The sequence below is a fragment of the Mycobacterium sp. NS-7484 genome, assembly GCF_001953975.1.
In the GTDB taxonomy this organism is placed as follows: Bacteria; Actinomycetota; Actinomycetes; order Mycobacteriales; family Mycobacteriaceae; genus Mycobacterium.
In genome coordinates, this window is the sequence record NZ_MBEJ01000069.1 from 82,914 (window position 1) to 103,809 (window position 20,896).

A 20,896-nucleotide genomic window follows, 5' to 3' on the forward strand; every position below is an offset into this window, starting at 1 on the left:
TCGGGCGAGGTCGTCAGTTGCTCATCGCCTCGCGCAGGCTGCGCGGGCGCAAGTCGGCCCAATGCTCTTCGACGTAGCTGAGGCACTCCGTGCGGCTGGCCTCCCGGAACACCACCCGCCACCCGGCCGGCACATCGGCGAACGCCGGCCACAGGCTGTGCTGGTCCTCGTCGTTGACCAGCACGTAGAACGTGCCGTCCTCATCATCGAACGGATTGGAACTCATCAAGACTCCTCGTCGAGGGGTGGGCCAGGTTCGCCCCCAGTACCCGGTCGGACAACAGGCCGAGGCAACTGAGGTTCGGGAAGCCCGGCCCCTGGGTCAGCCCGGCCAGCCCGGGCAGGAACAACTTGGGGTAGACGTCGGTCAGGGCCAGGTCGTGGCCGATGTGCTCTTGCAGCGTGTCACCGGTCAGCGGTCCGCCGAGCCCCAACTCGAGCAGGTCCAGGGCGTCCTGGCTGAACAACGGGGCGAACCACAAGGCGTCGGCGCCGGACCCGTCGATCACCAGGTCGAAGCCGTGCACGGTCTCGACCGCTTCACCACCGGTGTTGGTCGACAGCGTCAACCGGATCCGCTCGTCGCGAGCCACTGCATGGGCAACGCGGCCGCGCAGGTGACGGATTCGGTCATCGGCCAGCAAGGCGTCCTGCACCCGCGCCGAGAACACGCCACGATCGGTGCGGGCCAGGGCATCCCGGCGCTCGGCCAGCGTCAGCCCGGTCCATCCGGTCGGATCGGAGAACAACGTGTTCTCGAAGAATCCCTCGCCGCGGGTGAACAGGGTGACCGTCGGGGAGATCACCGTGATCGTCGAAACCCGGTGGCGAAACAGCTCGTTGAGCATCGAGGCGGCGGTCTCACCACCACCGATCACCGCCACCCGCTCGGCGGTGATCAGCTCGTGCTTGCCGGCCTGATGCCAGAACTGGGCGATCGACATGACCCGTGGGTTGCCGGGCAACACCGAGCGTTCAGCCTGACCGGGCCCGGTGATCATCAACCCGTCGGCGTCGACGGTGTCCTCGGCGGTGTGCAGCACCCAGCGCTGGGCGTCACCACCGACCGAAATACGTTCCACTTCACCGGAAATGACGCGCATCCCGATGTCTTCGGCCACCCAGCGCAGGTACTGGCTCCAGCGCCGGTGGGTGGGTGCGGGCCGGCCGCGGTCCACCCATTCGGCGAATCCGCCGGTGGCGATCAGGTAGGCCTGCCAGCTGTGCCGAGTCATCCGCTCGTCGAGTTCGGCGTTGCGCCGCGGCACCAGCGACGACCGGTACGGGAAACCGACGTCCTTCTCGGGGCCGGTACCGAGCCGGTGATTACCGTCGGTCCAGCCGCCGACGGCCTGCCAGTTGGCGGCCACCCCGGCCCGTTCGACGACGACGACCTCCGGCGCGGGCACCCCCATCGCCCGTAGTTCGGCAGCCTTGGCGGCCACCGCGATCGCCTTGGGTCCGGCACCGATGACGGCCAGCCTCGGGGCCGACGGGGCACTCATGAACTCACCTCTTGCAACACCTCTCGCAACGCGTCCAGCCACATCGCCTGCATGGTGGCGACGTCGTCGGCGGACAAAATGTCGGGCAGGGTCCGCCACTGGGTGCCCAGCACCGCCGAACCGTCGCGATCGATCACCGCTGCCATGATCGTGAGTTCATGGCGCACAGCGACATTCGGTTCCGGCACCGGCGTCACCCCGCGTTGCAGGGACCGGTCCTGCACCAGGGCGTGGTCGGCGGCGTCGAGTTCGATACGGCCCAGATAGTTGAGCAGCACCTGTGGATCACGATGGGCGCCGAGCCGCTCGGCGGTGTCCTCGCGCAGGTACCGCAACAGTCCGTAATCGACGGGGTCGCCGGGGATGGCGGCCACCTGGGCGGCCACCCCGCGGGCGTCGTCGGCAGTCAGACGCAATGGGTAGATCATGCTGAGCAACCCGGCGGTGTCACCGGTATCCACCTCATCGCCCTCGGAGACCACCGCATCCACCCTGCCGTGCGTCTCCAGCGCCAACAGCGGCGCCGGGGTCGGCCGGCCGCAGTGCCGACGCCAATCTGTCACGGCGCGGGCGGTTGCCGCGGCCAGCACCTCGGTGACCGGCACGTCACCGGTCAACAACCGGCCGGTCACGTCGGGATCGGCGACGGCCATCGTGATCGTCACATCGGCCATCCGGTCGACGGTCGGGTCGACCCGTCGGGCACCGATGTCCGGATCGGCCCCGTCGAACTGGCGCTCCCAGAAGTCGCACGTATCGAGTTCGGCCGCGCGGGCCGTCAGCAGTTGGGACCACTGCCGCAGCGAGGTGTGTTCACGCACCGGGACCGGAGACCGTCCGGCCGCCAGTGCATGCCAGGCGTTCTCCAGCTCACCGACCACGATCCGCCACGACGCCGGATCGAGGGCCAGCACGTGCGCGGTCAGGATCAGCAGACCACCGTCGGTTTCCGGGTGGTGCAGCCAGGCCGCGTCGAGCATCGTCCCGGCCTCGGGGTTCATGCGTTGCACGGAGAGCTCGGCCTGCTCGGCCACCGCGGCGTCGAGATCACCGGAGCCGCTCGCCTCGGACAACACCTCGCCGGGGCTGTGTGCGACGAGCGTCAGAGTGTCACGGTCCAACCGCGAGCGCAGGACCTCATGTCCGTCGATCACGTTCTGTAGCAAGGCTTCCAGGTGTGCCCGGGTGATGCCGGCGGGCAGCCGGAACACCTCGGTCTGCGCGATCCGCCGCGGGTCGCCGTACTGGTAGAGCCAGCGGCCGTTGGGCAGCAACGGAATCGGGCCGGTTCCGGATGCGGCGGCGTCGGCTCGGTCGACGACGGCCGCATCGGCATCCATCGCGGCCGCGAGTTCGCGCACGGAAGCACAGTCCAGCATCAGCCGGGCCCGCAATGGCAGGCCACGCCGGCGCACCGCCTGGACCACCGACAGCGCCACGATGCTGTCCAACCCCAGGTCGAGGAAGTCCGCGGTGACGTCCAGGTCGGATTCCTGCGACGTGCCCAGCATCTCGGCCAGCACCTCGGCGAGCACTCGTTCGGTTTCGGTGGCCGGGCGCTCGGCACCCTCTGTCGCGCCGCCGACGCTGATTGCCGCCAGGGTTGCGTCGTCGACCTTCCCGTTGGTGGTCAGCGGGATCTCGTCCACCATGACGATGTGATGCGGTACCAGATGCCTTGGCAGCGTGGCGCTGAGCATTCGGCGCAATTCGGCCACCGGCGTATCCGACACCACGTAGGCGATGAGTCGCGGGCCGCTGCGATGCTGCCGCACGGCGACGTGGGCGTGCCGCACCCCGGGATGGGTGTGCAGTGTGGCGGCCACTTCCCCGGGTTCCACCCGGAAACCACGGATCTTGACCTGATCGTCGCTGCGGCCCAGAAATTCGATGGCGCCCGATTCTGGATTGCGGCGGACCACGTCACCGGTGCGGTACATGCGCGCTCCCGGCGTGAACGGGTCGGCGACGAACCGCCGCGCGGTCTCCCCCGCCCGGCCCAGGTAGCCGCGGGTCAATTGGCCTCCGGCCAAATACAATTCGCCGTACACACCGTCGGGAACCGGGCGCAGCCATCCGTCGAGCACGTAGGCCGAGGTGGAGTCCGTGGGGCGCCCGATACACGGCTGGCCGTACTCGGCGATCGCCGCCACCAGCGCTTCGACCGTGGTCTCGGTCGGGCCGTAGCAGTTGTGTGCCGACATCCAGGTGCGCTCGCACTCGTCCTGAATCCCCTGCCAGGTGGCGGTGTCGATGGCCTCACCACCCAGGGCCAGCACGGCCAGCGGCACCCGGGTGAGCAGTCCGGCTGCCCGCAGCGAGGCGAACATCGACGGCGTGGTGTCGATCATGTCGATCGCGAAACGTCCGATGGTGTCCACCAGGGCCTCGGCATCGCGCTGCACCGCATCCCCGATGATGTGCACGGTGTGCCCGTCGAGCAGGGCCGCCAACGGTTGCCACGCCGCATCGAACGTGAACGACCAGGCGTGCGCCACCCGCAGCGGCCGGCCGAGCCGTTTGGCCGCCGGCTGTAGTACCTGACGGGCGTGGTCGGCGGCGTAGGCCAGCAGTGCCTGATGGGTTCCGATGACGCCCTTGGGCTTTCCGGTCGTACCTGAGGTGAACACGATGTAGGCGCCTTGGCCGGGATACACCGGTGCGGGCCGGTAGTCGGTCTCGGATTCGGAGTCCGAGTCGGCGTTGACGGCCGCCAACAGCGCGTCATCGATGAGCACCGGCGACGATTGGTCCGCACTGATCTGACGGACGATCTCGGCCACCCGCTCCTCGGGCATGGCCGGATCCAGCGGAACGATCAGCCCGCCGGACTTGAGCACCGCGAGCATCGCCACCACATAGTCGGGCCCGCGACGCAACCGGATCGGCACCGGGGTCTCGTCCGTGACACCACGGCGGCTCAGCTCTGCGGCCAGCTGATCCGAGGCATCATCGAGTTCGCGGTAGCTGAGTTCCCCGGTCTCCCAGCTCAATGCCACCGAACCGAGCCGGGTTGCCGCGACCCGACTGAACGCAGTGTGAAAACCACCGTCCGACCGGGCCTGCGTGGGTGGCCCGACCGGTTGCGGCTCGTCATCGAGCAACGACGAGACCTCGCGCAGCGGGCGGTGCCAGTTGTCCAACAGTCGCCGCACAACCGTCAGCACCCGCAGGCCCAGACTGTGCGGGTCGAGCATTCCCAGTGCCCCGTCGAGGATTTCGACCAACACCGTGAGCCGGCCATGGGTGGGATGCGCGGCGATGGTGACCGGGAAATGCGACAGGCTCTCCAGGGCCGAGGGCCGCAGCACCGCCCCGCCGAGCTCGAACTCGTCACTGCCGACCAGCCCGCCGGGCGGGAAGTTCTCGTACACCAGCAGCGTGTCGTAGAGCTCGCCGATACCGCCGAGCGAACGCAGCTCGGTGTGGCTGAGGTAACTGTGGTCACGCAACTCGGCGGCCTCGCGTTGCAGGGCCAAACACTGGCTCGCGACGGAGGCGGCCGGGTCGAGCCGGACCCGCAATGGCACGGTGTTGATGAACAGGCCGACCATCGACTCCACCCCGGCCAGCTCGTCCGGGCGTCCCGACACCGTGACCCCGTACACCACGTCGGTGCGATCGGTGAAGACCGAAAGGATTGCCGCCCAGGCCATCTGGAACAGCGTGTTGACGGTGACACCCTGGCTCCGGGCCGTCTCGAAGATCGCGGCGGACTGCTGCTCGTCGAGGGTCACCTCGGTGCGGGCGGGCAGGCCCGGTTGCGTTTCCCGGCCGGACAGCACCGGCGAGAGCAACGTGGGTGCGGTCAGGCCGGACAGATGCGCCTGCCAGCGGGCCCGGCTGGCCTGCTGGTCACGGCCGGCCAGCCAGCCGATGTAGTCGCGATATGGACGCACCGCGACAGGCAGTGCCGCCACGTCACCTTGGGCCCCGTAGAGCGCGAGCAACTCACCGACGAATACCGGCAACGACCATCCGTCGATCGCGATGTGATGAGCCACGATCACCAGACGCCAACGCAGATCCGGCTTCTCGATCAGCAGGAACCGGATCAACGGTCCACGGCCCAGGTCGAAACGCCGGGCGCGTTCCTCGGCTTCCAGCCGTAGCGCCTGCTCGTCGTCGGCCTGGACGTGGTGCCACGGCAGGTCGACAACCGAGGGCACCACGGCCACCGGACGGCTCAGATTGCCCTGGAAGAAGCTGGCTCGCAGGTTCGGATGGCGCACCAGCATCGCCTCGGCACAGGACCGCAACAACTCGACGTCCACTGCACCCTCGACGTCGGCGGCCATCGCGATGACATACGGGTCGGCACCGTCATCACCTTCGGTCAGCCCGGCCAATGAGTACAGCCCCTGTTGCAGCGGGCTCAGCGCCAGGACGTCCTCGACGCCCGGCGGCGCTCCGGTCGTGGTCATGTCGAGATCCCTTGGTCCTGGCCCCATCCCGCGGTCAGCGCGGCCAGTTCGTCCGGGGACAGGCCGGATGCGGACATCGGGGCATGGTGCACGTCATCACCAGCGCTGTCCTCGGTCGGCTTCGCGTCGATTGCGGCCGCGAGCTCGGCCAGCACGGGGTGTTCGAACACCATCCGCGCCGTCATCGCGACACCGGCGTCGCGAGCCCGCGCCGCGAGTTGGACCGCCAGGATGCTATCGCCGCCGAGGGTGAAGAAGTCGTCATACCGGCCCACGTCGGTGACCCCGAGCAGATCCACCAACATGTGTGCCAGGGTCTGCTCGGTCGCAGTGGCCGGCGGCTCCGCCGGTCCCGATGCGGTGGCCCGCGGACGGGTCAGCGACGCGGTGTGCAGGTCGGCGACGACAGTGAGCACAGCGCCGGCGAACTCCTCGGGCAGTGCGGCGCGCGCACCCTCGAGGACACTCTCGGCGTCGGCCACCGTCGGCTCCAGCACGAGGTAGCCGGCCAGCGTCGCGGCGCCCCGGGTCTCCCAGTAGCGGGTCGTGGCGGCCACCACCCCGTCAAGGGCTTCCAGCGCGGCCTGCAGGCGCGGCTCCCCCGCAGTGACCGGCTCGAGCCGACCGTCGGCCGTCCAGCGGGCCCGGTCACCGGTGCGGTAGAGCACCCCGTCCCCGAACGGATTGGGCACGAATCGTTCCGCGGCGATCCCGTCGGCTGTGCGGGCAGCCTCGTCGACGGCACCGCCGGCGTAACAGACCTCCCCGGTGACGCCGATGGCCACCGGACCGCACCACTCGTCGAGCACGTAGACGCGGTCGGCATCGCGGGTCTGCGGCAGACCGGCCGGTGGCACCGCCTTGCGGCTCCAATCCTGCAGCAGCAGTTCACGTTCGGCTGCGTCGATGATCGCGATGTCGCGCAGCGACTGATCGGCGTCGGTGGCGAACGCCGCGACGATGCGCTGCAACCAACCGACAAACCGCTGCGCGGTGGCAGGTTCGTAGAGCTCGGTGCGGTAGATGACGGTGCCCTTGTACCCGGAGTCGGATCCGGTTTCGGCGAAGAAGTTCAGCGATAGGTCGGCGTGCGCCACCTCGAAGGTGGGAACCAGTGCGGTGAACCGGGTTTCACCTTCTGCGCTGGAGTCGATGAGCTGGTCGGCCGGCACGTCCTCACGCACGTGCACCACCACGCCGAACAACGGGTTGCGTGCCAGGGACCGCACCGGGCTGACCGCATCGACCACCCGGTCGAACGGCAGGTCCTGATGCTGATAGGCCGACAGTGCCATGTCCCTGGACCGGCGCAGCACCTCGCGCAGCGTCGGGTTGCCGGACAGATCGTTGCGCAACACCACGATGTTGATGAAGAACCCGATCAACGCGTCGAGTTCCGGTGCGGTGCGCCCGGCGACCGGGGTGCCCAGCGCGATGTCGGTGCCCTGTCCGGCTTTGTGCAGGGCGAGCGCCACAGCGGCCTGCAGCAACATGAACTCGGTGACCCCGAGCTCGCGGGTCAGTTCGATGAGTTTGGCGCGGGTTACGCCGTCGATGGTGAAGTCGAACGCCGCGCCTTCGCCGGTGGGGGCCGGCGGCCTCGGGAAGTCGGGCTGCAGCCCGTTTTCGGCGTCGCTGTCGCCTGACAGACCGGCCAGTTGTTCGCTCCAATACGCCCGTTGGCCCTCGATGGTCTCGTCGGCACTCGCGAACAGCTCGGCCTGCCACGAGGCGAAGTCGGCGTACTGCACCGGCAGCGGCGCCCACTCCGGAGCGTGGCCGGCCCGGCGGGCGTGGTAGGCGGTCAACAGATCGGTGAACAGCACCGTGCCCGACCAATGGTCGGCAGCGATGTGGTGCACGATCAACGAGAGCACATGCGACTCGCGGGTGGACAGCATGGCCGCCCGCACCGGCCACTCGTGCTCCAGGTCGAAGCAGTGCCGTCGTTCGGCCTCGAGTTCGCGCTGCACCCATTCCTCGCCCTCACCGTCGGCACGACGCACGGCCACCGGAGCGGCCGGGTGGACGATTTGGTAAGGCACACCGTCGATTTCGCGGTAGGTGGTACGCAGGATCTCGTGTCGGGCCACCACATCGCTGACCGCGGCCGCCAGCGCGTCGACGTCACACGGTCCGGTCAGCCGTGCCGCGAAGGGCACGTTGTTGACGGGGTTGGGGCCGTCGATGCGGAACTGGAACCACTGCCGGTGCTGGGCGGCCGACATCTGCGACGGACCTTCGTGCGCGGTGGCGACGATGGCAGGCCAGCCCCCGGCGACTCCCGAGGCGCGCAGCTCGTCGACCCGGGCGGCCAGGCCCGCCACGGTGGCGTGCTCGAAGACATCGGCCACCCCGAGTTCGACACCACAGCGGGCCCGCACTGCGGCAACCAGTTTGGTGGCCAGCAGTGAATGGCCGCCGAGGTCGAAGAACGAATCGTCGGCGCCGACGCCGTCGCGCTCGAGCAGTTCGCCGAACAGCGCCACGATCTCGTGCTCGGTTTCGGTCTCCGGAGCGCGGAACTCGGTGGCCGACTGTATCTGCGGCTCCGGAAGGGCCCGGCGGTCGATCTTGCCGTGTGCGGTGATCGGGATCTCGGGCAGCTCGACGAACGCGGCCGGGATCATGTACTCGGGCAGTGCGGCGGTGACCCGGGCCCGGATGCGCTCGATCTCGACCCGCTCGGCATCAGCGGCCGGCGTGATGTAGGCGACCAGGCTCTTGCCCAGCGACGGCAGATCGCTGACGACCACGACGGCCTGGCCGACCGACGGATCGACGGAGATGGCCGCAGACACCTCACCGAGCTCGATGCGGAAGCCGCGGATCTTGACCTGTTCGTCGGCCCGGCCGACGAACTCGATGTCCCCGTCGGCGTTGCGCCGGGCCAGGTCACCCGAGCGGTACATCCGTCCACCAGGATTGAACGGGTCGGCGACGAACCGTTCGGCGGTCAACCTCGGGCGGTCGTGGTACCCGTGTGCGACATGGGTTCCGCCGATGTAGATCTCGCCGATCACGCCGACCGGGACGGGTTGCAACGCGTCGTCGAGCAGGTGGATCGTGGTGTTGATCTTCGGCTTGCCGATCGGCACGATCCGAGCACCCTGCTTGCTCTCCACCTTGTATCGCGTGCAGTTCAGCACGGTTTCGGTGGGGCCGTAGAAGTTGTGCAGCAGCGAGTCGAAGGTGGCGCGGAACTTGTCGGCGATCTCGCCCGGCAGCGCCTCGCCACCGATCGGAACCCGCTGCAGGGTGCGCCATTCGTTGACGCCCGGCAGCGACAGGAACAGGCCGAGCAGCGACGGAACGAAGTGCATCGAGGTGATGCCCTCGTTGCGCAGTAGGTCGGTGAGGTATCCGATGTCGGCCAGACCACCGGGCTTCGGGATCACCAGGCGCGCACCGGCGGACAGCATGCCGAAGATCTCACCGATCGACACGTCGAAGCTCTGCGAAGCCACCTGCAGCAACCGTTCATCCTCGGTCACCTGGTAATCCCCGCCGAACCAGACGAAGTACTCGGCGATCGGACGGTGCGGTACCGGCACGCCCTTGGGCAGGCCGGTCGAGCCTGACGTGTAGATCAGGTAGGCGGTGCTGTCCGGGTACAGCGGCCGCACCCGATCGGCGTCGGTGGGGTCGGTGGCCGGGTAGCTTTCCAGCCCGGTAACCGGCTCGCGCAGAACGATTTTCGGGTCCGAGTCGGAGAGGATGTAGGTGAGCCGATCTTCGGGGTAGGTCGGATCGACCGGCAGGTACACCGCGCCCGCCTTGACGATGCCCAGTGCGGTGATGACCAGCTCCGGGGACTTTTCCAGCAGTACCGCCACCCGGTCCTCGGTGCCGATGCCCTGCTCGATCAGCCAATGCGCCACACGGTTCGCCGACTCGTTGATCTCGCGGTAGGTGTAGTGGCGCCCCTCGTAGACCACCGCAATGGAATCCGGTGTGCGCGCGGCCTGCTCGGAGAACAGCGCGGTCAGTGTCGTCGCCGGGGTGTCGAACTGCTCGCCGGTGGACATCGCGTGCAGCCACTCGGCGTCCTCGGCGGTGAACAACTCCAGCCGCGACAGCGGCCGCTCGGGCTCGGCGAGGGCACTGTCCAGCAGCACCACGAAGTGGCGCAACATCTGTGCGGCCAGGTCGGCATCGACCACCTCGGTGAGGTGCTCGGCCTCGACCACCGCACCGTCGCCGTCGAGTTCGACCATGAAACCCAACGGCAGCTGGGTGTGGTTGCCGCGCAGGTCCGCCCGCTCGGACACCACGCCGTCTGGGGCGAATCCGCCGCCGTCGGATTCGCGGAATCCGAAGCTCACCCGGGTCATCCGCTCGGCGCCGTGACGCCGGTCCGGGTTGAGCTCGGCCACCACCCGATCGAGGTTGACGCGCTGATGCGCGAAGGCACCGATTGCGGTGTCCCGGGTGGCACTCACCAGATCGCGGAAACCTTCGGCGCCCCGGGGACGAAGCCGCATCGCGACGGTGTTGCCGTAATAGCCGATGGTCTCGTCGGTGTCGCGGTTGAGCACCGGCGTGGCGATCAGGAAATCGCCGGTGTGGGTGTAGCGGTAGACCAGGGCACCGAAGGCAGCCAGCAGCACCATGTAGGGCGTGGACCCGGTGTCGCGAGCCAACGCCGACACGCGCTGAACGGTGTCGGCGGACAACCGCACGGTGCTGCGCTGGGATCGGAAGCCGGTGGGTACCACCGAGCCCGCGGGGCCGGGCAACTCCAGCGGCTCGGGCGGATCGGCCAGTACCTCGCGCCAGTACGCCAGATCGTCATCGGTGTTGGCCGCGGCGGTGGCCGTCACGCGCGGCGTCTCGGGCAACTCGGCTCCGGAGTAGGCCCGGGTGAGGTCGGTGAAGAACACCCGCCAGGAGCCGTCGTCCCAGGCGATGTGGTGGGCGACCAGCAACATCGCGTGCTCTGACGGCCCGGTCTTGATCAGCGTGATCCGCAGCGGGGAATCACTGCCCAGATCGAAGGCCGTACCGAATTCCCGCTGCGCCAGCACCTCGAGGCGCAGCTTGCGGGCCCGCTCGGATTTGTCGGAGAGATCGTGGATCGCCCAACCCGGGGTCAGGTCGTCGTTCACGGTCGCCGTCGGTTCGCCGTTCTCGTCGGCGTGGTAGGTGGTGCGCAGGATCGGGTGCCTGGCCGCGACCGCGTTCAGTGCGCTGTGCAGGCGCTCGGCGTCGATCACCCCGTTGAGCCGGTAGGACAGGCAGATGTTGAGCAGCACCCCGCTCGGGTCGAGCCCCTGCACGAACCACATCCGCCGCTGCCCGTCGGAGAGCACGGTGGGATCGACCGGTGTACCGCCGTTGTCGGCTTCGGGCCCGGATCCGGACGCCGAGGCCAGACCCCGCTCGGCAAGCCGCCGCCGCATCAGCTCCAGACGCGCGTCGGAGGTGCGGGCGGCGATCCTGTCCGCGCTGGTATCGGCACTAACCATGTCAGTCACGCGAAAATGCTTCCTTTTCAGGTCTTTCCATCTGCTCGATCAGTTCGGTGGCGGTGGCGCCACCGAGGATGGTGGCCAGCGGCACTGATCGGCCGGTGGCCTTTTTGAGCTTCTTACGTAGGTCGATTGCCAACAGCGAGTCGACACCGAGATCCAGCAACGACGCCTCCAGGTCGAGGCCGGTGGTGTCGGTGAGCTTGAGCACCGCTGCCAGCGCGTTCCGCATGGCACCGGTGGCGTCGGCGGTCTCGGCGGTGTCATCTGCCGCCGCCTCCTCGACGGTCACCGAAACCGTTGGCTCGGCAGTTCTCCCGAGGAAGGTGCGCAACCGGTCGGCGTCGGCGCTGAACACCAGCGGATCGGCCGGGTAATCCCGCAACCCGGCCTCCACCGCCAGGTCCGGCGCCATGGCCCGCAGCCCGGACCGCTCGACCCGGCTGACCTCACCGGAATCGATGATTCCGTCCCCCGGCCACAGCCCCCAACGCACTGCGGTGCACCGACTTCCGGCGGCGCGAAGTTGCCCGGCGAGCGCGTCCAGCAGCCGATTGGCCGCCGAGTACGCGGCGTGGCCGTATCCGCCCCACAGGCCGGACACCGAGGAGCACAACACGATACGGGCATCGGGGCGCATCGGCCAGACCTCGGTGAGGTTGGCCAGTCCGTTGACCTTGGCCGCGAACGTATCCCGCACGCTCGCCCCGGTCAGCTCACTGCCGGGGGCAATCGTCGCAGTTGCGGCTGTGTGGATCACCAGCGACGCCGGGCCGATCGCCGACTGCGCGACCGTCGCGGCGATCTGTTCCGGATCGGTGAGATCGCAGTGCGGCGCGACGATCTCGGCTCCGAGTCCGGCCAGTGCGGCTATCTGATCGTCGTCGAGCCCACTGCGGCTGAGCAGCACGATCCGCCGGGCGCCGTGGGCGGCCAGGTGGCGGGCGTAGTGCAATCCCACCGCCCCGGCTCCGCCGGTGATGACCACCTCGTCGAAGATTCCCGACTCGGCGTCCCACGACCGCGCCTCGGTGGTGTCGTCACGCATCCCCCGTCGCCACATCGTGTATCCGGAACCGTTGTCCCGCAACGCGATGTCGTCTTCGTCGGTCAGCATCGCGGTGACTGCCAATGCGCCGGCGGCCGGGTCGAGTGGCATCGCGGGCAGGTCGAGGCGCCGGAAGGTCTGGTCCGGATGTTCGTAGCCGAGGCTGCGGTGCATCGCGGCCAGTGCGGCAGCCTCGGGACGCGACTGCTCCGCAGCACTCCCCTGCTCAGCACCGACGGTGACCAGCCACACGTCGCGGGTTCCGGCACTCACCGCGCCGGTGTAGCCGAGCAACCCGTCCTCGACCCGCCGGCTCAAGGCTTCCGCTGCGCGGGACGCGTCGACGTGATCCGACACCGGCGCCACCACGATCAGCAGATCGGCCTCGGCCGGCGAGACGATCGTGGTCTGGGTGTTTTCGTCGAGCGCACGGCTCAACGCCGTCGCCGGCCCCTGATCGCCGGCCAGGTCGAGCACCGCGACACGGCGATGTCCCGGCACGGTACGCATCGGCCACTGCTCCCAGTGCTCCACCGCCACCGTCAGCCCGGCTACGGCCGGCAGTGGTTGCGGTGTGGCCCAGAGGTGTTCGGCACGCATCGGGGCGAACGGAAAGTCGCGCAGAGATCGGTCACCGTGATTCGGGAGGTCGTCCCAGCGGTAGCCGGGATCGGCCATCGCCACGGTGACGATGTTGGTGCTCAGGCGGTCGGTGATGGGCTCGTCCCGCCGCCCCGATCCCACCATCAGGACCGGACCACCGGTGATTTCGGCCTCGTCGAGCAGGTCGCCCATCGCGAACAACAGCGCCGGGTGCGCCGAGAGTTCCACGAATATCCGGGCTCCGCGGCGCGCCGCCGTCTCGACGGCCCGGTCGAAGCGCACGGTGCTGCGCAGGTTGGTGTACCAGTAGTCGGCGAAACCGGTACCCGCCTCGACCACGTCGGCGGTGGCCGAGCCGATGAATTGCACCGCAGACTCGTCGAACTGCCCTGCGGGCAGCATCGATTCGAGCTCGTCGCGGGCGGTGTCCAGCGCGGTGGTGTGCGCCGGGAACCACATCTCGATTTCCTTGGCAAAGGATCCGCGACCGGTGACGGTCGCCACCGCCGCGGCGACCGCGTCGGTCTCCCCCGACACGGCGACCGACGAGCGGGAGTTCACCACCGAGAGCTCGAGCCAACCGGGTGTCTCGGCAACCACTTTCGACGCCTCGTCAACTGTGATGCCGAGTACCGCGACCCGGTAGGGGCCGGTCAATCGATCGAGCACGGTGGCGCGGGCGATCACCACGGCGACCGCCTCGGGCAGCGTGATCATGCCCGCCACATAGGCGGCCCCGATCTCACCCAGACTGTGTCCGACCGTGATATCCGGTAGCACCCCGCAGGAACGCCAGACCGCGGCCAGCGCCACACCGTGGACGAACTGGGCGCCCTGGATCTGCACCTGGGAGAAATCGTTGGTGACCAAATCCGAATTCTGGTCGGCCAGAAGGTAATCCAGCGGAGAGGCGGCGCCGGCGGCATCGAACTCGGCGGCGCACTTGTCCACCTCGGCCCGGTAGATGGGCAGCCGGTCATAGGCCTGCACCCCCATCGAGGGCCACTGGCTGCCCTGGCCCGGGAACACGAAGGCAATGCGCGCACTCGCGCCCGGTGCCGTCGGACCGCCCGGCGCCCGGGTCACGAGCGGATGCTCGGCGCCCTCGGCCAGCGCCCCGAGACCCGATGCCAGCTCGTCGCGGTCGGCAGCCCGGATCATGGCCCGGTGCCGGCGCAGGCGCCGCGTCGACAGCGTCGTGGCGGCAACGTCGACTGGGCTCACGTCCGGACGGGTGTCCAGATAACGCAGGATCGCCGCGGCGTCGGTACCGAGAAGATCCTCGGTGTGCGCACTGAGCAGAACAGGAGTGCGGGTGTCGGGAAAGGCGATTCGCTCGCGGGCTTCACTCATGCGGCGGCCTCGGGGACATCGGCGGTGTCGGGAACCGAGACGATCGCGTGGGCATTCGTCCCGCTCATACCGAAGGCCGAGACTGCAGCGATGCGCCGGCCGTCGACCGCGGGCCAGTGGGTCAGCTTGGTGGCCAGCCGCAAACCTTGAGCATCCCAGTCGATCTCGCGACTGACCTCATCGACGTGCAGGGTGGCCGGGATGGCAGCGCGCTCAGCGGCCAGGATCACCTTGGCCAGGCCGAGCCCGCCGGCGGCGGCCTGTGCGTGCCCCACGTTCGATTTCACCGAGCCCAACAGCGCACCCGTGCCGGGTGCCGTGGCTCCGTAAGTCTGTGCCAGCGAACGCAATTCGGTACGGTCTCCGAGCCTGGTGCCGGTGCCGTGGCCCTCGATCATCCCGACGTCCTCCGGGCGTACCCCGGCCTGCTCGATCGCCTTGGCGAACAACCGCTGCTGAGCGCTGCCGCTGGGGGCGGTGAGCCCGGTGGTCCGTCCGTCCTGGTTCACCGCGGTGGCGCGGATCTCGGCCCGGATACGTCGGCCGTCCCGCAGCGCTGCGGATCTGCGTTGCAGCACGAACATCGCCGCACCCTCGGCCCACACCGTCCCGCTGGCATGGGCGCTGTAGGGACGGCAGTGCCCGTCGTCGGAGAGTGCGTGTTGCTTGGAGAACTCGACGAAGTAGCCGGGGCTGCCCATCACGCACACGCCGCCGGTCAGCGCCATGTCGCAGTCCCCCGCCCGCACCGCGCCGACCGCGGTGTGGAATGCGGTCAACGCCGACGAGCAGGAGGTGTCGACGGTCAGCGCCGGACCGCACAAATCCAGGGTGTAGGCGATACGGCCGGAGATCACCCCGAGGGAGGTGCCGGTGATGAGATGACCGCTGTGGTGCGAGAACTCCGACAGCGGCGGGCCGTACTCCAAACCCGATGCCCCGACGTAGCAGCCGACGTCGTGTCCGGCCAGATCGTCGGGGTTGATGCCGCTGTTCTCCAGGGCACGCCAGGCCAGGCGTAGACCGATGCGTTGCTGCGGATCCATCGCGACGGCTTCGCGCGGCGAGATGCCGAAGAATGCCGGGTCGAATGTCGCTGCGCTGGAAAGGAACCCACCGAGATCATGGATGCGTTTGAACCCGTCGCGACGTGATCCCTGGAGCAGCTCGCGCACCGGCCAGCCGCGATCGGTGGGGAACCGGCTCAACGCCTCACGCTGTTCGGCCAACAACGCCCAGTAGCCGTCGGCCGTGTCGATCCCGCCGGGAGCCTCCAGCGACATCCCCACGATCACCACCGGATCGGCGATGTCGACGGGTCTCTGCCCGCTAGAGCTCATTGACCAGCTCCGCCACGTCCTCGAGCTGGGAGTTGAGATAGAAATGGCCGCCGTCGAACATCGAGCAGGTGTAGGCGCCCGTGGTGTGGGTTTCCCAGCGTCGCAACATGTCCTCGCTGATGCGGTGGTCGCGGTCCCCGCCCAGGGCGTAGATATCCGCGGCGATGGTCACATCCTCGGCGCAGGCGTAGCGGTTGAACGCCGCGTAGTCGGCCCGCACCGCCATCAGCAGCAACTCGACGAAATCCTCGTCGGCGAGCAGTGCCTCGTCGGTACCGCCGAGATCGACCATCTCGGCAAGAATCTCGGATTCGGCCATCGGGAGTGCGGGCGCGGCCGCCACCGCCGACGGCGCCTCGCTGGCCGAGACCCACACGGCGTCGATCGCCACACCGCGGCGTTCGGCGATGCGGGCGAACTCGAAGGCCACCACTGCACCCATGCAGTGCCCGAACAGCCGCAGTGACCCGATACCGGCCCAGTCACCGGCGTCGAAGAGGTCCTTGGCGAGTTCGGGGACCGTCGGCGGCGCCGGATGGGTCAACCGGTCGCCGCGTTGCGGGTACTGCATGACGTAGGCGTCGGACCCAGCGGCGGCCAGCGCCATCCCGAATCCGCGGTAGGCCAGTGCCGCTCCCCCGGCGTGCGGGAATACCAGTGTGGCTGTTGAACTTTCGGCCCCCGGGTAGCGCTTCACCCAGGGCTTGACGGTGATCTGGGTATCCGGCCCGGTCACGATGGCACGGCGGTGTCGAGCGCGGCCACCGCATCCCGACGCCGCGCCGCGCGCACGAAGCCGTTGCTCCGCGGCTCGAGATCGCGGCGCGGCACGTCTCCGGCGACGACGATGCCCGCCCCGGCGGTCAGCGCCACCATCACCATCAGGAGCGGATCCGCGACCTCGGACGGCGAAAAGGCTCCGATGCGGTCATCGCCGGTGACACCGAGCGTGCCGATGAGTTCGGCGACGGCCGCGCGAGCGGCGGCATGGGTCATCGGAGCGTCGGCCGCCGTGTCGACGGACGTCAGGAAGGCGGCATCGTCCGGGGACGAACTCAACGGGGAGACGTCGCACCCATACGCACCGATCCGCAACGCTTCCGAGACGGTGAGCGCGGGCAGCCAGTTCGGCGGCCCGTCACCGGTGAACAGCGCCATCCGGACACCGGCGCGCTCCAACACCCGCTCGGCCGGCTCGAGAACGTCGACCGGTACGCATACCCCACCGGCGGCCAGGATTCCGAGCGTCGCGATCACCGTGTCGATGTCGGCGCAGAAGCCGGCAGAGCCGATCACGGCCACCCGGTCACCGGGACGCACCCCGGCCACCGCGAGGGCGCCTGACACCGCGAGCGCCTGCTCACGCAGTTGTCCGTAGCTCAGACGCGTCGTCGGCCCGTACACCGCCACGTCGTCGGGAGCGGCCTGCGCGTGGGCGAAAAACCCCTGGTGCAGCGGTTCGACCGGTCCCACGTGCGTGATCTCTGTAGTCGTTCGACTTACTGCGTCCACAACGACCTCCTGACGATAAGCAAGCCTGCCCTAACTGAAGTAACTCTAACCTTAGTTGCCGAACGCCGGTTCTGGGGATGTGCGTCCCAACTCGGACGCAACTTCGGCGCTGTCCATGCCGCTGACCTCCAGGTACAGCTCGGACACCAGCTGAAGACGGTCTGACCCGGCTTCCCTTGCGGTCAACAGCGCGGCCATGGCCGCGACGGTGCGAGCCGCGAAGATGTCGGCGACCATCACCGTCGAGGTGTCCAACCAGTCGCGGATTCGGGCCACGAGCTGGGTGCCCAGCACCGAGTCCCCACCGAGGGCGAAGAAATCGTCGTCGACACCCACGCCGGTCTGCCCCAGGACGTCTCCGACGATCCCGCACAGGGCCGTTTCCAGTGGGTCCGACGGCTCCCGGTATGCCCTCGTCTCGGGTGCCCCGAGCGCAGCCAGCATCCGGATCGCCGCCTTGCGGTCGGTCTTGCCCCGGGCGTATGGGAGCTGATCGGCGATCAGCAGGACCTGAGGAATCATGTGGGCGGGGACCAGCTCGGCCATCGCCGCGACCACCGCCTCCTGATCCAGGCCCCCGTCCGCACCGGCCCGATCGGCCCGGACCACCGCTCCCAGCAGATCGTGGCCTCCGTCGACGGGTACCAGCACCGCCACCGCCGCATCGACGCCCGGGACGCGGCACAGCGCGGCCTCGACCTCGCCGAGTTCGATGCGGAAGCCGCTGACCTTGATCCGGTGATCGGCCCGGCCGACGAACTCCAGCGTCCCGTCGGGCCAGGACCGCACCAGGTCCCCGGTGCGGTACCAGCGCCGCCCGTCGTGTTCGACGAAGCGTTCGGCAGTCAGGTCGGGCCGCCCGCGGTACCCGCGGGCGATACCCCGCCCACCGACCCACAGCTCGCCCGGAACCCAGTCGGGGCAGTCCTCACCCCGCGCGTCGACCACCCGGCAGCAGTTGTTGGGCAGCGGTACCCCGAACGGCACCGCGGTCCAATGCGCGGGCAGGGCGTCGTCGTCGAACCCGACTTCGAAGATGGTGTTGTGCGTCGCGGTCTCGGTGGCCCCGCCGAGCCCGGCGAACCGCACCCGCGGTGACGCGGCCCGCAATGCGCGCACCAGGTCCGGACGCACCCAGTCACCGCCGGTGGGCACCACGCGCAACGAGGACAAGGGACCGGCGCCTGTGTCGGATGCGCCGGCTCCGCCGGCGGTGCCAGATGCGCCGGCTCCGCCGGCGGCGACCAGCATCTCCAGCCAGCCCGTCAGGAAGTGCAGAACCGTGACTTGGTGCTCGTCGATCAGCCTGACCCAGACGTCCGGATCCCGGCGGTCCCCCTCGTCGACGACCACCATCGAACCACCCGAGCGCAGGGTCCCGTAGACGTCGATCACCGACAGGTCGCATTCCAGGTGCGACAACGCCAGACAGCGATCGGCCGGGCCGATGCCGAAATGATCGTTGATGAACTCGATGGTGTTCATCGCCGCGTCGTGGGTGATCTCGACGCCCTTGGGCTCGCCGGTGGAACCCGAGGTGAACAATACGTAGGCCAGATCCGACGGCTCGACCTCAACGGGAACGAAATGCGTTGGGTCACCGATGATCTCGGCGTCGGCCACGGTCAGGTGCGGCAGGTGGGGATGGTCGTCCCCCGCCCCGCAGATCAGCGCGAAGTCCACGCCACCGGTATGCAGGATGCGCTCGGCACGATCCGCGGGCTGATCCACCCCGACCGGCAGATACGCGGCGCCGACCATCGAGATGGCCAGCAGCGCGATGACCTGTTCGACGCTCTTGGGGCCCAGCACCGCGACCACCTCACCGCGGCACACACCGCGGGACTGCAGCGCAGCCGCGACGGCCAGCACCTTGTCCTGCAGCTCGCCGTAGCTGAGGTTGCCGGCACTGCAGAACACCGCGGGCGCGTCGGGCGTGGCTGCGGCGTTGGTGCGGAATCCGGTGTGCAGCACGTCGCCGCTGGGAGTCGAGACCGATCCGTTGAGCTCGGCCCGCACCTGGCGTTGCTGCTCGGAGATCGCCGGCGGGTCGGCGGTATCCCAGGCCGCGTCATCGGCGGCCAGGCGACGCAGTTCGGCGAGGTGGTAGGCGAACATGGCCTCGGCAACACCGGGCCGGAAGGCCTCGGTCCGTACGTCCCAGTTGATCATCAGGCCCTCGGCCAGCGGGGTCGCCTGGGCATCGATGAGCACCTGGGGGCCCTGCGAGATGGTCCACACCGGGGCCCCGAACTGATCGGTGACATCACCGGCGAACAGGTCACCCAGGCCGAGGGCACTGGTGTAGACGATGGTGGCCAACGTCTGGCTGCCGCGGTGGCGGCTCATGTCACGCAGCACGTCGAGCCCGGACACCGACGAATGCGCGGCCGTGGCGTGCAGGGTCTCCTGCACCACCCGAGCCCGTTCGGTGGCCGTTGCGGCCCCGGTCAAGTCGATGTCGAGCAACAGTGACGAGGTGAAGTCACCGACAAGCTTGTCCACGTCGGGGTGATAGGGCTCGCGGCCGAACATCGGCAGGTTGAGCAAGAACCGCGACTGCGTCGACCAGTGCGCCAGCGCGTTCGCATACGACGCACCGACCGCCATGGCCGGGGTGATGCCACGTCGATGCGCCGCGGCGAACAGTGCGTCGCGCGTCGGCACGTCGAGGATCTCCCACAGCCGGATACTGCGGTGCGGGTTGCGCTGATCGGACAACGGAACCAGCGGCAGTGCAGGCGGATCCGGCAGATCCGGCACCCGCTCGCCCCACCACTGCACGTCCTGTTGCGACGGTGGGGGCGCCGTGGCGGTCAGCCGGGCCCGGTACTCGCGGTAGGTGTAGCCCAACTCGGGCAGGTCGGCACCGCGGTAGAGCGCGGCCAGGTCGGCCATGAAATTGCGGTAACTCACCGCATCCGCGCACTGCATGTCCATATCGACATGGAGGCGTGTGCGTCCGCCGGGCAGCAGCGACAGGCTCAGCTGTAGCACCTCGTCGTGCAGCATCTGGTGGGATTTGGACTCCCTGGTGAGCTCCAACTGTTCTTCTGCGGCAGCCGGATCCAGGTCGCGCAGGTCATAGATAGTGACCGGCAGCGGGCGGTCACCGATCCGCTGCGTGCCGTCGGGCAGGATCTCGACCCGCAACATCGGATGACGCGCGGCCAGCTTCTCCGCCGCGGCGCTCAGCCGCTGCGGATCGACGTCGACGCCGTCGAATTCGACGTAGAGGTGGGCGCCGACGCCGCCGAGTTGCTGGTCGTTGTTGCGCCCCACCCAGAACGCATGCTGGATGGGTGCCAGCGGGAACGGCTCATCGTCGGCACCGCCACCGACACCGCCACCGGCGGTGTCGGTGACCGTGTCTTCGGCTTCCGCGTTCGGGACGTGTTCGGCGACCAGATCGATCCACGCGGAGATGGTGGGATTTGCTGCCAGAGCGGCAAACCCGACATTGATGCCCTGCTTGCGCCACCGGCCCGACAGCGACATCATGCGGATCGAGTCGAGCCCGGAGGCGATCAGGTCGGCGTCAGGGTCGACCTCGTCAGGGCTTACCCCCAGGAGCGCGGCGACCTCGTCACGAACCGTTTGGGAACTTGTCGCAACCACACTCACCACGCCTCCGAATCAT

Annotated in this window: 9 protein-coding genes; all 9 read right to left on the reverse strand. The window is 68.8% G+C overall.

Annotation, left to right across the window (positions count from 1 at the left end):
- Positions 1-13: 13 nt before the first annotated feature.
- Complete coding sequence (locus A5733_RS12705; protein WP_067773799.1) at positions 14-226, reverse strand: MbtH family protein; 213 nt, start codon at positions 224-226, stop codon at positions 14-16.
- Positions 204-1,505 (reverse strand): NADPH-dependent L-lysine N(6)-monooxygenase MbtG, encoded by a 1,302-nt coding sequence (gene mbtG / locus A5733_RS12710; RefSeq protein ID WP_076240357.1) that lies wholly within the window; start codon positions 1,503-1,505, stop codon positions 204-206. The genes A5733_RS12705 and mbtG overlap by 23 nt, the downstream gene beginning before the upstream one ends.
- The gene (locus A5733_RS12715) at positions 1,502-5,929 is read right to left on the reverse strand and encodes a non-ribosomal peptide synthetase (protein WP_076240358.1); all 4,428 of its coding nucleotides are present in this window, start codon (positions 5,927-5,929) and stop codon (positions 1,502-1,504) included. Before A5733_RS12715 ends, mbtG begins: the two co-directional genes overlap by 4 nt.
- Entirely contained in the window at positions 5,926-11,397 is a 5,472-nt protein-coding gene (locus tag A5733_RS12720) for a non-ribosomal peptide synthetase (protein WP_142253973.1), read from the reverse strand. The genes A5733_RS12715 and A5733_RS12720 overlap by 4 nt, the downstream gene beginning before the upstream one ends.
- Before the next feature lies 1 nt (position 11,398).
- The gene (gene mbtD, locus A5733_RS12725; RefSeq protein WP_076240360.1) at positions 11,399-14,404 is read right to left on the reverse strand and encodes a mycobactin polyketide synthase MbtD; all 3,006 of its coding nucleotides are present in this window, start codon (positions 14,402-14,404) and stop codon (positions 11,399-11,401) included.
- Positions 14,401-15,744, reverse strand: a complete 1,344-nt coding sequence (locus A5733_RS12730; RefSeq protein ID WP_076240361.1) for a polyketide synthase — start codon at positions 15,742-15,744, stop codon at positions 14,401-14,403. Before A5733_RS12730 ends, mbtD begins: the two co-directional genes overlap by 4 nt.
- The gene (locus tag A5733_RS12735; protein ID WP_076240362.1) at positions 15,734-16,480 is read right to left on the reverse strand and encodes a thioesterase II family protein; all 747 of its coding nucleotides are present in this window, start codon (positions 16,478-16,480) and stop codon (positions 15,734-15,736) included. The genes A5733_RS12730 and A5733_RS12735 overlap by 11 nt, the downstream gene beginning before the upstream one ends.
- Positions 16,477-17,217, reverse strand: coding sequence for an AMP-binding protein (locus A5733_RS12740; protein ID WP_076240363.1), 741 nt, complete (start codon positions 17,215-17,217; stop codon positions 16,477-16,479). The genes A5733_RS12735 and A5733_RS12740 overlap by 4 nt, the downstream gene beginning before the upstream one ends.
- Before the next feature lie 90 nt (positions 17,218-17,307).
- Positions 17,308-20,880: a non-ribosomal peptide synthetase gene (locus A5733_RS12745; protein WP_076240401.1), complete on the reverse strand. Its 3,573-nt coding sequence runs from the start codon at positions 20,878-20,880 to the stop codon at positions 17,308-17,310.
- Between the last annotated feature and the right edge of the window lie 16 nt (positions 20,881-20,896).

Excerpts from the sequence above, each read along its gene's own strand:
- A5733_RS12705 (WP_067773799.1), bottom strand. The coding sequence starts at position 226 with ATGAGTTCCAATCCGTTCGATGATGAGGACGGCACGTTCTACGTGCTG.
- mbtG (WP_076240357.1), bottom strand. The coding sequence starts at position 1,505 with ATGAGTGCCCCGTCGGCCCCGAGGCTGGCCGTCATCGGTGCCGGACCC.
- A5733_RS12715 (WP_076240358.1), bottom strand. The coding sequence starts at position 5,929 with ATGACCACGACCGGAGCGCCGCCGGGCGTCGAGGACGTCCTGGCGCTG.
- A5733_RS12720 (WP_142253973.1), bottom strand. The coding sequence starts at position 11,397 with ATGGTTAGTGCCGATACCAGCGCGGACAGGATCGCCGCCCGCACCTCC.
- mbtD (WP_076240360.1), bottom strand. The coding sequence starts at position 14,404 with ATGAGTGAAGCCCGCGAGCGAATCGCCTTTCCCGACACCCGCACTCCT.
- A5733_RS12730 (WP_076240361.1), bottom strand. The coding sequence starts at position 15,744 with ATGAGCTCTAGCGGGCAGAGACCCGTCGACATCGCCGATCCGGTGGTG.